Below are 12,473 nucleotides of genomic sequence, written 5' to 3' on the forward strand. Positions count from 1 at the left end.
CCGGAGTCGGTTGCGCGCCCGCGGCGCCCTCATCAGGGGACCCGCCCGGCGAGTCGGGACCGGTAGCATCGCCACGGCGTTGACGCGCCCCGTTTCCGCCGCTCGATGCAGGTGTCCGGCGGTGTGCGGGCACTGTTTTCCAGGGTGGTGAGCATTAGGTTGGCACGGGCTCACGTAGGCCGGTTTCTGCTGGTCGCGGCGGTCATCATGGAGATCCTGGCGATCTGGTTCGTGCACTGGATCGACACCCGCGGCTACATCGATACCGAGATTTATCGGCTTGGTGCCCGCGCGTGGCTGAACGGTTACCAGGTGTACGGCGACGACCTCACCCCGGAATCTCCGGACACCGCCACGTTGCCGTTCATTTACCCGCCGTTCGCCGCGCTGCTGTTCGTGCCGCTGACCTGGCTGTCGTCGGACGGGGCGGTCGTGGCGATGACCGTGCTGTCGCACCTGGCGATTCTTGTCACGGCCTACGCGCTGGCCCGCTCCTCGCGGTACCTCGCGCCGCGGGCCGGGCACGTGGCGGTGGCGACCGCGCTGCTGATGCCGTGGTTCACGGTGATCGAACCGACCCGGGAGACGATCAACTACGGGCAGATCAACCTGGTGCTGATGGCGCTGGTCGCCGCGGACTGCCTGCTGCCGCGCACCCGGTGGCCACGCGGGCTGCTGGTGGGCCTCGCGGCGGCGATCAAGCTCACGCCGCTGGGCTTTTTGCTGCTGTTCCTGCTGCGCCGGGACTTCCGGGCGCTGGCCGTGACGGTCGGGACGTTCGCCGCCACCGTGGTCATCGGGCTTCTCGCCGCGCCGCGGGACTCGGCGGACTGGTGGCTGGACAAGATGCTGTCCACAGCGGACTCCTTCGGCACCGTCTACGCCGGCAACCTCACCCTGCGCAGCCTGCTGGCCAAGCAGGAGCTGACCGGGGTCACGCTGAACTCGCTGTGGGTGCTCGGCTCGGTGCTGCTGCTGGTGCTGACCGTGCTCGCCATGCGGTACGCGCTGGCCGCAGCGAACACGCCGCTGGCTCTGGTGTGCAACGCGGTGTGGGTGCTGTTGGTGTCGCCGATCTCCTGGTCGCACCACTGGGTCTGGGCCGGCCCGACGCTGGCGCTGCTGTTCGCGATGGCCGTGCGGCACCGCTGGTACGGGGTGCTGCTGACGGTCGGGCTGGGCGCGCTGACCGTCCTGGTGGGTCCGCAGTGGTATCTGCCGAACACCGACAACCGGGAGCTGGACTGGACGTTCTCGCAGCAGGTGGTCGGCAACGCCTACACGCTCATCGGAATCGGGTTCCTCGTCGCGGGAGCGGTCGCCTACCTCCGCTTCCGCCCGCGCTGCCGGCAGCCGGTCCCGGTGTCCACAGCAGACGCATGATCGAGCGCGCCGGCCGCGACAGGTGGTCACGCTGACCCGGCGGGCGATATCAACCCCGGCCCCGCGTCGAACCGGTTACCACCAGCGGGCGAGGAGGTGGGCCACGCCGTCCTCGGCGTTCGTCGTCGTCACCTCGTCCGCCGCGGCCAGGGCCGCCGGGTGCGCGTTGCGCATCGCCACGCCGCGGCCCGCCCACTCCAGCATCGGCACGTCGTTGGGCATGTCGCCGAAGGCGATCACGTCCGCCTGATCCACCCCCAGTTCCTCGGCCACCGCCGCCAGCCCGGTCGCCTTGTCCACGCCCGGTGCGGACAGCTCGATCAGACCGGCGCTGGTCGAGTAGGTGAGCTGAAGCTGCGAGCCGATCACCGCCTTCGCCGCGGTGGCCATCTCCGCGCTGGTCATGTGCTCGTGCAGGACCAGCAGCTTCACCGCGGGACAGCCGGTCAGCTCGCCGACCCCGGCCACCCGGATGTCGGAGTTCGGCCAGATCCGGCGGAAGTCCGACTCGGCAAGGCACTGCTCGTGCACCCGGTCGAGCGCGCCGTCGGTGGTCCGCTCCACCGCGAAGGCGCAGCCGGGCAGCTCGCGGCGCAGCTCGTGCACCACGTCGTGCAGCAGCAACGCGTCGATGACATGGCTGTGCAGCACCCGGTCGGTGGCCGCGTCGTAGCGCACCGCGCCGTTCGCGCAGACCGCGATCCCGGCCACGCCGAGCCCGTCGAACACGCTCGGCATCCAGCGCGGCGGACGGCCCGTGACCAGCACGAACGGCGTCCCCGAGGCCACCACACGCTGCACCGCGCGCGCGGTGCGCGGGCTCACCCGCTCCAGGGGATCGAGCAGGGTCCCGTCCACGTCGGATGCCACCAGTCCAGGTCTGCGCACCCCTTCATCCTGCCTGGTAGAAGACCTACGCGGGGCCGGACAGCGGGGCGCTGCCCGCCGGCGGCCCGGGGCACCCGGGCGGCACGGTCGGGTGGCGCGGTTCGTCGGCGGATCGGGCGGGGTGGTGACCACGTCCGAGCGGGGTCTCACTCGATCGGGTCGAAAGCGGTGGGGGCCGACCAGTACGGTCGACACGTGCGAGTTGGGATCGTGATTCTGCCCGAACACCGGTGGTGGGCCGCCGAGCCGCTGTGGCGGATGGCCGAGGAGTACGGCTTCGCCCATGCCTGGACCTACGACCACCTCGGTTGGCGGTCCCTTGTGGACAAGCCCTGGTTCGACGCGGTGCCGACGCTGACCGCGGCCGCCATGGCCACCTCCACCATCCGGCTGGGCACCCTGGTCGCCTCGGCGAACTTCCGGCACCCGGTGCACTTCGCGCGGGAGCTCACCGCGCTCGACGACATCGCCGACGGGCGGATCACCCTCGGCGTCGGCGCGGGCGGCGGCGGCTTCGACTCGGTGGTGCTCGGCCAGCCCGCGCTGTCCGCCCGGGAACGCGTCGACCGGTTCACCGAGTTCGTCGAACTGCTGGACCTCATCCTCACCCAGGACCGCACCGACTACACCGGCACCTACTACTCGGCCGTGCAGGCCCGCCGCGCACCCGGCTGCGTGCAGCAGCCGCGGCTGCCGTTCGTGATCGCCGCCAACGGGCCGCGCTCCATGCGGTTGGCCGCCCGCCACGGCCAGGGCTGGGTGACCACCGGGCGGCAGTCCGAGAGCCTGGACAGCTGGTGGCGGTCGGTCGGCGAGCTGTCCCTGCGGTTCGACGCGGTGCTCGCCGAGCAGGGCCGCGATCCCACGGAGGTCGACCGCTACCTGCAGGTCGACGCCGCCCCGGTGTTCTCGATGTCCAGTGTGGAGTACTTCCGGGACGTGGTGGGCCGGGCCGCCGAACTCGGCTTCACCGACGTCATCACCCACTGGCCGCGCGCCGACGGCCCGTACGCGGGCAAGGAGTCCACCGTCGAGGAAGTCGCCTCGGAGGTCCTGCCCGAGCTGTAGTTCAGCCCTCGCAGCGCGGCGAGTTGAGCAGCGCCGCGCCGACCGCCAGGAACTCCGCGGGCCGGTCGCCCAGGGCGGACAGCCGGTGCGGGACGCGCGCGCTGAAGCTGACGCTGTCCCCGGCGCGCAGCGTGGTCGACTCGTGGTCGAACTCCACGTGCAGCTTGCCGTCGAGCACGTACAGCCAGTCGTGGCCCTCGTGTCGCACCGGCCGGACACCGGACGTCGTCGGCAGGATCCGGTAGCGCGCCGCGTACAGGCCGGGGATCACCGAGCGCGGGGTGAGGACCTGCAGTGCCATGCCCCCGGAGTCCACCGTGGGCACCTCGTTGCCGCGCAGCACCACCACCGCCGGGCCCGGTTTGATGTCGCTGAACAGCTCCGACAGCCCGACGTCCAGCGCGGTCGCCACCTGCGCGAGCACGTCCAGCGACGGCGTCGCGTCACCGCGCTCGACCTTCTCCAGGTGCTCTGCGTCGAGTTCGGCGTGCTCGGCGAGTTCGACCTGGTCCATCCCGCGCGCCACCCGCAGGCGGCGAATCCGGTCACCGAGACCGGCCAGCGCGAGGGACCTCGCGTCGCGGGGGGCATCCGGTCGATTCGGCACGTCCCCCACCATAGGCCCGGTGGCGCGGCTGCGCCGCGACGATCGCCCAGGTCACGTGGGCGGTCCGCCCCGCAGCGGACCGCCTCACGGCGTCACTTCGGTTCCAGGACCTCGCGGCCGCCGAGGTACGGGCGCAGCGCCTCGGGAACCCGCACCGAGCCGTCGGGCTGCTGGTGGTTCTCCAGGATGGCCACGATCCAGCGGGTGGTGGCCAGGGTTCCGTTGAGCGTGGCCGCGATGCGGGTGCGGCCCTCCTCGTCGCGGTAGCGGGTGTTCAGCCGCCGCGCCTGGAAGGTGGTGCAGTTCGAGGTGGAGGTCAGCTCGCGGTAGGTCTGCTGGCTGGGCACCCACGCTTCGCAGTCGAACTTGCGGGCCGCGCTGGCGCCGAGGTCGCCGGCCGCGGTGTCGATCACCCGGTAGGGCACCTCGATCTTGGCCAGCATCTCCTCCTCCCAGGCCAGCAGGCGCTGGTGCTCGTCGCGGGCCTCCTCCTCGCGGCAGTAGACGAACATCTCCAGCTTGTTGAACTGGTGCACCCGGATGATGCCGCGGGTGTCCTTGCCGTAGGACCCGGCCTCGCGGCGGAAGCAGGTGGACCAGCCCGCGTAGCGCAGCGGGCCGTCGGAGAAGTCCAGGATCTCGTTCGCGTGGTAGCCGGCCAGCGGAACCTCGGAGGTGCCGACCAGGTAGAGGTCGTCCTCCTCCAGCCGGTACACCTCAGTGGCGTGCGCCCCGAGGAACCCGGTGCCGTCCATGATCTCCGGGCGGACCAGCACCGGCGGCACGACCAGGGTGAACCCGGCGGCGGTGGCCTGGGCGGCGGCCAGGTTCAGCAGCGCCAGCTCCAGCTGGGCACCGACGCCGGTGAGGAAGTAGAAGCGGGCGCCGGACACCTTCGCGCCGCGTTCCATGTCGAACGCGCCGATCGCGGTGCCCAGCTCCACGTGGTCCCTGATCTCGAAGTCGAACTCCGTCGGCACCCCGACGTGCTTGAGCACCGCGAAGTCGGCCTCGCCACCGGGCGGGGTCTCGGGCTCGATGATGTTGGAGACCGCCTTGTGCGCCAGCAGGAGCTCCTCGTCGGCTGCGGCCTGCTCGGCCTCGGCCTCCTTGACCTGCGCGGCCAGCTCCTTGGCCTTGGCCAGCAGGGCCTCGCGCTCCTCACCCCTGGCCTTGCCGACCTGCTTGCCGAGCTGCTTCTGTTCGGCGCGCAGCGTGTCCGCACGGGACACCGCGGACCTGCGACGCTCGTCGGCGGACAGCAGCGCATCCACCAGGGACGCGTCCTCACCCCGGGCGCGCTGCGATGCGCGCACGGCTTCCGGGTCATCGCGTAGCGTCTTCAGGTCGATCACAGCAGGTCAGCCTAGTCGCCCTGGCAAGCACCCCCAACGCTGGGGCGGCGTCCATCACGAACCGGCGGGGATGCGGTGCGGGACGAAGGCCGCGCCGTCGTCGGTGATCAGGCCCGCGGTCTCGCGGATACCCAGGCCCGCCGCGGCGTCCCCGACGACCCACGCGCCCAACGCCGGGCGCATCCCGTCGAACTCCGGCAGCGGGTCGAACGCCTGGTAGACGTAGCCCTCCTCGCCGTACACGCCGCCGGTCCGGGTCTCCCAGCCGGGCGCGACGATCGTGATGTTGTTGCCCTCCCGGCCGAGCCGCGGCTTGCGCACGTACTCGGTGAGCAGCCCGGGCTGGTCCAGGAACGTGGGCAGCAGGTTCGGGTGGCCGGGGTGCATCTCCCACAGGATCGCCAGCAGCGCCTTGTTCGACAGCAGCATCTTCCACAGCGGCTCCACCCACTGCGTGGCCGGCAGCCCGTTCACGGCGTGCGTGCCGAACTCGTCGTCGACCATCCACTCCCAGGGGTAGATCTTGACGACGGAGTTCATCGGCGCTTCCTCGAGGTCGACGAACCGCTCCAGCAAGCTGTCCCAGCCGATCTCCTCGATCGCCAGCCCGACCGTGTCCAGTCCGGCCTCCGCGGCGGTCTCCTGCAGGTAGGCGGCAGTCAGGTTGTCCTCGCCGGTGACGTCGGCCGCGGACCAGGTGAAGTGCACCTCGTTGGTGGCCAGCTGCGACTTGATCTCGCCCCAGCGCTCGACGAGCTTCTCGTGGATGGAGTTCCACTGGTCGTCGCCCTCGTGGCACTCGGTGAGCCAGTGCCACTGCACCACCGCGGCCTCCAGCAGGGAGGTCGGGGTGTCGGCGTTGTACTCCAGCAGCTTGGCCGGGCCCGTGCCGTCGTAGCGCAGGTCGAACCGGCCGTACAGGTGCGGGTCGTGGCGCTTCCAGGACTCGGCGATGTGCGGCCACACCCACTCGGGGATGCCGAAGTCCCGGTAGCGCTCGGTGGTGACCACGTGGTCGACGGCGTCCAGGCACATCGAGTGCAGCAGTTCGACGTCGGCCTCCAGCGACAGCACCTCGTCGAGGCTGAACTCGTAGTGCACGCCCTCGTCCCAGTAGGGGCGCGCCGAGCCGTCGGCCATGCGCGCGGGCGTGCCGAAGACGAGCCCGAGCTTTTCGACCTTGGCCTGCCAGTCCGGCCGTCGTGGGGTTGTTCTGCGCCGCACTCGTCAGCTCCCGCTGCTGCCCGACTTGCTGTTGATGCCGAAACCACCGCGCTGGATGGTCTTACCGCTGGTGTCCTTAATCGTCGTCCCGGTCGGCTTGGTGAAGCTGGAGCCGGGCACCGTGCTGCCGACGCTCGGGGGAGGTGCTCCGGGCGCGGTGTAGGCGTAGCGGTACTGCGGCACCGGAGGGCCGCCGATGAACAGCGGCATGAAGATGAAGCCCGAGTCGTGATCGATGTACCCGCCGTGCGAGGTCACGTAGGTCTCGTCGCACTTCTCGACGTCCGCGACGACGGCCTGCCCGTTCTGTTCGGAGGCGCAGTACCGGGTGACGGCGTTGGTCTCGTTGCTGATCTCCGACGCCGAGTACATCGCCGCGACCAGCGCCACGACGCCGACGGTCGCGCCGCCGCCGATCATGACGCGGCGCCGCTTCTGACTCCGGCGCTCGGCGGCCTCCAGCTCGGCGCGTCGCTGCTCCTCGCGGCGCTTCTCGGCCGCGATGCGGGCGCGCTGCTCCGCCAGCGTGGGTTCACGCGGTGTGGTGTGCTCGGGGTCCTGGTAGCGGATCCGACCGCGAACCGCGTCGCTGGTCTGTTCCGCAGGCTGCTGGGCCGACTCGAGCGGGGTCGCCTCGTCCCGCCGCGGCCGCTCGTCGTCTGCCAGTGGCTTGCCATTCTCCGTCATAACCCCACTCCCGGTAGCCACAGTACCCAGACAAGCGACGCGCCCGGCAACCAATCGGTTCCGAAGGCATGGGCGGGGTCTCGCGCAACCGGGTCCGTGGCGGGGCATGATGACATCGATGGCCCCGCCCGAACCCACCCCCCGCCCGAGCCGGACAAGGTCGAAGCTCCGGCTCGTGATGATCTCGGCCGCCCTCGGCGCCCTGGTCATCCTGGTGATCAGCGTGCTGACCTGGCCCAGCCGGAACTCCGGCGTCGGCGGGTCCGGCCGGGTCGGTTCCGCCCCGGCACCGCAGGTGGTGTTCGACGCCCCGGCGGGCACCTGCCTGAACTGGACGGAGCCGGACGCGACCGACATCAGCCAGGTCACCTGCGCCGAACCGCACCTGTTCGAGGTGACCGGCAAGACCGACCTGCGAGCCGAGTTCGGCGACGGCGCTCCGTTTCCGAACACCGAGCAGTGGCAGCAGCTCAAGCAGCAGCGCTGCATCGACGTGTCCAGGCAGTTCCTGGCCAACCGGTTCGACCCGTACGGCCGGTTCAGCGTCGGCGCGTTCACCCCGAGCGAGGAGGGCTGGGAGGCCGGCGACCGGACGCTGCACTGCGGCCTGCAGCAACCGGGACCGTCCGGCAAGCTGTACCGGACCACCGGCAGCGCGGCCAGCGTCGACCAGTCCAACACCTACGAGGTGGGCCGCTGCCTGGGCATCAACGGCACCGCGGTGTGGGACCCGGTGAGCTGCGACCAGCCGCACGCGGTGGAGATCACCGGGCTGGTCGACCTGGGCGAGCAGTTCCCCGGCGGATACCCGCCCGAACCGGACCAGGACGGCTTCCTGGCCACCCGGTGCGCCGACCTCACCGCGCAGTACGCGGGCGCGCCGACGGCAGCCCGGGACAAGGGCCTGGTCACCTACTGGGACACCCTGGCGCAGGAGAGCTGGGACGCCGGGTCGCGCAAGGTGAACTGCAAGGTCAGTGCACAGCTGCCGGACGGCAGCGGGCTGGCGCCGGTGACCGGCAGTGTGAAGGGCCAGGTCACCGTGGGCCGCGAGCCCGCGCCGCAGGTCACCAGCCCGGAGCAACCGGGCGTTCCTGCCACCGAACCGCGCTGAGCTGGGGTAGAACGGGGTCATGCCGGTGGAGATGACCCGCGCGCGGTTCGAGGAACTGGTGGCCGACGCCCTGGACCTGGTGCCCGCGGAGTTCGCGTCGGCGATGACCAACGTGGTGGTCCTGGTGGAGGACGTCAACCCCGACGACCCGTCGCTGCTCGGGCTGTACGAGGGCATCGCGCTGACCGAACGGGACCACACCTACAGCGGGGTGCTGCCGGACCGAATCACGATCTACCGGGAGCCGCTGCTGGAGATGTGTGACGACGAGGACGAGGTCGTCGACGAGGTGGCGGTGACGGTGGTGCACGAGATCGCGCACCACTTCGGCATCGACGACGACAAGCTGCACGCCCTCGGCTGGGGTTGACCAGCGGGCTCTGCCCTGGCGGGGTTGCCGGGTTCGCCTGAATCTGGAAGCCTTCGCCCGCCCCGGGTCAGTGGTCGCAGGTGCACGCGTCCCAGGCGACGCAGGTCCAGCCGGTGGGCACGTCGGGGTCGGCCTCCAGCACGATCAGGCCCGTGTTCGGCAGGTGCGTCGCGTTGGCCAGGGCACCGGTCACGTCGGTGGCCAGGATGTTCGCCGCCAGGCGCAGCATCGCCCCGTGGCTCACCAGCACCACCGCCCCGTCCCCGGCGCCGTCGATGGCGGTCCGCACGCCGGCGACGAAGCGGCTCACCGCCTCGTACCCGGTTTCCCCGCCGGGCATCGGCACGTCCAACCGGCCCGCGTGCCAGCTGGCGTAAATCTCGTCGAACACGCGCAACGCCTCGGCGTCGCTGCGCCCCTCCAGCTCGCCGACGAAGACCTCGTGCGTGCCGTCGACGACCGTCACCGGCAGCTCGTGCCGCTCCGCCAGCGGCTGGGCGGTCTGCTGCGCCCGCAACGCGCGACTGGCGTGCACCGAGACGACCTTCTCCCCGGCCAGGCGCTGCGCCAACCGCTGCGCCTGCTGCCGCCCCAGCTCGGTCAGGCCCGGTCCCGGCGGCACCGTGTCGAGCACGCCCCGCACGTTGGCCGGGGTCTGCCCGTGACGGACCAGGACCAGGCGGAGCCCGGTGGGAGCCTCGATCGCGAACTCGGTCATGCCAGCCGTCCCGCGCGCACGTCCTCCAGCCACTTCGCGGAAGCCCGGAACGCCTGCTCCGAGGCGGACGGGCGCACGGTGGCCGGTGCGCGGTCCGCCTTCGGGTAGGAGCCGAGGAAACGGACCTCGTTGCACCGGCGGCGCAACGCGGTCAGCGCGTCACCGATCCGCGCGTCCGCCACGTGCCCGTCGAAGTCGAGGAAGAACCGGTACTCGCCGAGCCGGTCCTTGGTGGGGCGGGACTCGATGCGGCTGAGGTTGATGCCGCGCAGCGACAGCTCGGAGAGCAGCTCGGTCAGCGACCCGACCTCGTCGCCGATCACGGCGGCCACCGAGGTGCGGTCGGCGCCGGTGGGTTCCGGCAGCGGGCCCGGTCGGCGGACCAGCAGGAACCGGGTGACCGCGTCGCGCACGTCGGCGAGCCCCCTGGCCAGCGGCACCAGCGAGCGGTAGTGCTCGGTCACGACCGGGGCCGCGAGCGCCGCGTCGAACTCGCCCGCCTCGGTGGCCTCGGCGGCGGCCGCGGTGGAGCTGGTGACCCGCTGGGCGGCGTCCGGCAGGTTCGCCGCCAGCCAGTCGCGGACCTGCGCGAGCGCGTGCGGGTGGCTGGCCACGGTGCGGACCTGCGCCAGCTCCACGCCGGGCCGGGCGAGCAGGTCGAACCGCACCGGCAGCAGGACCTCGCGGACGGCGACCAGCGGTTCGCCGGTGACCAGCGCGTCCAGCGTGGCCGGGACCGAGCCCTCCACGGAGTTCTCCACCGGCACCCCGGCGGCCAGCACCTCGCCCGCGCGGATCGCGGCCAGGGCACGGGGCACCGTGTCGTAGGGGATCAGCGCTGCGTCGAAACCCTCGGTCAGCGCGCGGGTGGCCTGTTCGGTGAACGTCCCGGGCGGCCCGAGGTACGCGATTTCTGGCACCCGCCCAGATTAGGGGGCCCGGTTGGCCCTGCTCGCACTGCCGGGTGGCCGCCGTCCGGGCAGGCCCGCGGGCGAATCATCGAATGTGTGACCTACCCGATGTCGCCGCGCCGGGCTTTCCTGCGATGCTGTGGGGTGTGACCGCGGATTCGGGGCGCTCAACGGAGGGAGCGGAGCCGGAGCTGCAGCTCGTCCTGTGCGCGTTGGACGAGCCACTGGCCGCAGCCTGGCAGGAGATCGTCGAGGGGCGGGCAGGACTCGCCGTGCACCGGGGTTCGGTGTTGGACCTGCAGGTCGACGCGGTGGTGAGCCCGGCGAACTCGTTCGGCTGGATGCGCGGCGGGATCGACGCCGTCTATGCCCGCGCCTTCCCCGACGTGGAGGAGCAGGTGCGCAGCGCGGTGCTGGCCTACCACGGCGGCGAGCTGCCGGTGGGCGAGGCGCTGCTGGTGCCGACCGGCGTCCCCAGTCCCATCTGGCTGATCAGCGCTCCCACCATGCGGGAGCCGGGTGAGCGGCTGCCGGTCGACACGGTGCACCCGTACCTGGCGGCGCGGGCCGTGCTGCGGCTGTGGTCCGACGGGGTGCTGGAGAACGGCGCACTGGTGCGGCAGGTGGTGCGCTCCATCGCGATGCCGGGCCTGGGCACCGGCGTCGGCGGGGTTCCGCCGGAGCTGTGCGCGCGACAGGTCGCCGCGGCCTGGGACGAGGTCTTCACCCGCGTCGACCAGATCTGAACGCGACGCGAGCCTGCCCGGCGTCTCGATCCAGGTCGGACGCGCCGACTCCGTCCCGTTCGGCGAAGCAAACTTGAGTCGCGCTGGCGCAGGTCTGGATGATCGAGCGGACACGGGTGGAAGTGAGTACCGTCGGGCGCACGGTCGACCACCGAGGAGGTCCCCAGATGCTCATTCGCCGCCTGGCCCGGCCGATGCTCGCCGCGATCTTCATCTACGGGGGCATCGGATCGCTGCGCGACGTGCAAAGCCACGCCAAGAGCGCGACCCCGCTGCTGGAGAAGGTCGGGCCGATCAAGGAGTCGCTGCCGGAACAGATCCCCACCGACCCGGAGACGCTGGTGCGCATCGACGGTGCGGTCAAGATCGGTGCCGGAACCATGCTGGCGCTGGGCAAGTTCCCCCGCCTGGCGTCCCTGCTGCTCGCCGGGAGCACCGCGGCCACCACGCTCGCCGCGCACCGGTTCTGGGAGATCGAGGACCAGGAGCAGCGGACCAACCAGCAGATCCACTTCCTCAAGAACATCGGGCTGCTGGGCGGGCTGCTGATCAGCGCCGTGGACACCGGCGGCAAACCGTCGGTCGGCTACCGGGCCCGGCGCGGCGCCCGCCGGTTCGCCGACCGCACACACCACACCGTCGACGTCGTCAAGGGCGCCGCGCACTGGAAATAGCGGGGAAAACCGGCACCCTCCGCGCGGCCGGCTCCGGGACGTACGTAGCGTGGGGTCGTGCCAGTGAGGGTGCTGCTTGTCGACGACCATGAGGTGGTCCGGCGCGGTCTGCGCGACCTGCTGGACACCGAGGACGACGTGACGATCGTGGCCGAGGCCGGCGGCGTCGGCGAAGCCCTGGTGCGAGCCCAGGCAACCCGGCCGGACGTCGCCGTCATCGACATGCGGCTGCCCGACGGCGACGGTCTGGAGCTGTGCCGCCGGCTGCGCGCCCTGCCCGAACCGCCGCACTGCCTGGTGCTGACCGCCTTCGACGACGAGCACGCGCTGGTCGAGGCCATCAACGCCGGCGCCTCCGGCTACCTGCTCAAGCAGGTACGTGGGCAGGACCTGGTCAACGCGGTGCGCGAGGTGGCCGCCGGGCGGTCGCTGCTGGACCCGGTCACCACCAGCCGCGTGCTGGCCAAGCTCCGGGAGTCGACCAACCCGGAACCGGACGAGCTGGCCGCGCTGACCGAGCGGGAGCGCAAGGTGCTGGAGCTGATCGGCGAGGGCCTGACGAACCGGCAGATCGCCGAACGGCTGTTCCTGGCGGAAAAGACCGTGAAGAACTACGTGACCTCGGTGCTGGCCAAGCTGGGCATGGAGCGCCGCACCCAGGCGGCCGCCTGGGTCGCCCGCCGCCAGGGCGCCGGGCCGTCGGAGCACACCAATCCCTGAACGCGAAG

14 protein-coding genes are annotated in these 12,473 nt (G+C 71.6%); 7 read left to right on the top strand and 7 right to left on the bottom strand.

Going from position 1 to position 12,473, the window contains the following annotated elements; all coding sequences use genetic code 11:
- The first annotated feature begins 159 nt into the window (after positions 1-159).
- Entirely contained in the window at positions 160-1,383 is a 1,224-nt protein-coding gene (locus IEY17_RS09395; protein WP_229679977.1) for a glycosyltransferase 87 family protein, read from the top strand.
- Positions 1,384-1,458: 75 nt separating this feature from the next.
- Here IEY17_RS09395 and IEY17_RS09400 read toward each other — a convergent pair whose 3' ends face one another.
- Entirely contained in the window at positions 1,459-2,271 is an 813-nt protein-coding gene (locus IEY17_RS09400; protein WP_188986932.1) for an HAD family hydrolase, read from the bottom strand.
- Between the two features lie 195 nt (positions 2,272-2,466).
- Here IEY17_RS09400 and IEY17_RS09405 point away from each other — a divergent pair, with 195 nt between their 5' ends.
- Positions 2,467-3,339, top strand: a complete 873-nt coding sequence (locus IEY17_RS09405; RefSeq protein WP_188986933.1) for an LLM class flavin-dependent oxidoreductase — start codon at positions 2,467-2,469, stop codon at positions 3,337-3,339.
- Position 3,340: 1 nt separating this feature from the next.
- Here IEY17_RS09405 and IEY17_RS09410 read toward each other — a convergent pair whose 3' ends face one another.
- The 4 genes from IEY17_RS09410 to IEY17_RS09425 all read right to left on the bottom strand — a co-directional run bounded on the left by IEY17_RS09410 (position 3,341) and on the right by IEY17_RS09425 (position 7,212).
- Positions 3,341-3,946, bottom strand: a complete 606-nt coding sequence (locus IEY17_RS09410; protein WP_229679978.1) for a helix-turn-helix domain-containing protein — start codon at positions 3,944-3,946, stop codon at positions 3,341-3,343.
- 92 nt (positions 3,947-4,038) lie between these two features.
- Positions 4,039-5,301: a serine--tRNA ligase gene (serS, locus tag IEY17_RS09415; RefSeq protein WP_188986935.1), complete on the bottom strand. Its 1,263-nt coding sequence runs from the start codon at positions 5,299-5,301 to the stop codon at positions 4,039-4,041.
- A gap of 54 nt (positions 5,302-5,355) precedes the next feature.
- Positions 5,356-6,525 (bottom strand): glutathionylspermidine synthase family protein, encoded by a 1,170-nt coding sequence (locus IEY17_RS09420; RefSeq protein WP_188986936.1) that lies wholly within the window; start codon positions 6,523-6,525, stop codon positions 5,356-5,358.
- A 3-nt stretch (positions 6,526-6,528) separates the two neighbouring features.
- A complete protein-coding gene (locus tag IEY17_RS09425) occupies positions 6,529-7,212 on the bottom strand; it encodes a hypothetical protein (protein ID WP_188986937.1) in 684 nt (227 codons plus the stop codon).
- A 178-nt stretch (positions 7,213-7,390) separates the two neighbouring features.
- Here IEY17_RS09425 and IEY17_RS09430 point away from each other — a divergent pair, with 178 nt between their 5' ends.
- Together IEY17_RS09430 and IEY17_RS09435 are read left to right on the top strand one after the other, a co-directional pair.
- Positions 7,391-8,326: a septum formation family protein gene (locus IEY17_RS09430; RefSeq protein ID WP_229680008.1), complete on the top strand. Its 936-nt coding sequence runs from the start codon at positions 7,391-7,393 to the stop codon at positions 8,324-8,326.
- A gap of 19 nt (positions 8,327-8,345) precedes the next feature.
- Entirely contained in the window at positions 8,346-8,696 is a 351-nt protein-coding gene (locus IEY17_RS09435; RefSeq protein WP_188986939.1) for a metallopeptidase family protein, read from the top strand.
- A 67-nt stretch (positions 8,697-8,763) separates the two neighbouring features.
- Here IEY17_RS09435 and IEY17_RS09440 read toward each other — a convergent pair whose 3' ends face one another.
- Both IEY17_RS09440 and pheA read right to left on the bottom strand, forming a co-directional pair.
- Positions 8,764-9,414, bottom strand: a complete 651-nt coding sequence (locus IEY17_RS09440; protein WP_188986940.1) for a histidine phosphatase family protein — start codon at positions 9,412-9,414, stop codon at positions 8,764-8,766.
- Positions 9,411-10,334 (bottom strand): prephenate dehydratase, encoded by a 924-nt coding sequence (gene pheA / locus IEY17_RS09445; protein ID WP_188986941.1) that lies wholly within the window; start codon positions 10,332-10,334, stop codon positions 9,411-9,413. Before pheA ends, IEY17_RS09440 begins: the two co-directional genes overlap by 4 nt.
- Positions 10,335-10,459: 125 nt before the next feature.
- Here pheA and IEY17_RS09450 point away from each other — a divergent pair, with 125 nt between their 5' ends.
- From IEY17_RS09450 to IEY17_RS09460, 3 genes are all read left to right on the top strand, one after another.
- Positions 10,460-11,071, top strand: a complete 612-nt coding sequence (locus IEY17_RS09450) for a macro domain-containing protein (RefSeq protein WP_229680009.1) — start codon at positions 10,460-10,462, stop codon at positions 11,069-11,071.
- A 167-nt stretch (positions 11,072-11,238) separates the two neighbouring features.
- Positions 11,239-11,745, top strand: coding sequence for a DoxX family protein (locus IEY17_RS09455; protein WP_188986943.1), 507 nt, complete (start codon positions 11,239-11,241; stop codon positions 11,743-11,745).
- 57 nt (positions 11,746-11,802) lie between these two features.
- On the top strand, positions 11,803-12,465 hold the full coding sequence (locus IEY17_RS09460) for a response regulator (protein ID WP_188986944.1): 663 nt from the start codon (positions 11,803-11,805) through the stop codon (positions 12,463-12,465).
- The last annotated feature ends 8 nt before the right edge of the window (positions 12,466-12,473 follow it).

It is taken from the genome of Saccharopolyspora thermophila, assembly GCF_014646075.1.
Lineage (GTDB): Bacteria > Actinomycetota > Actinomycetes > Mycobacteriales > Pseudonocardiaceae > Saccharopolyspora > Saccharopolyspora thermophila.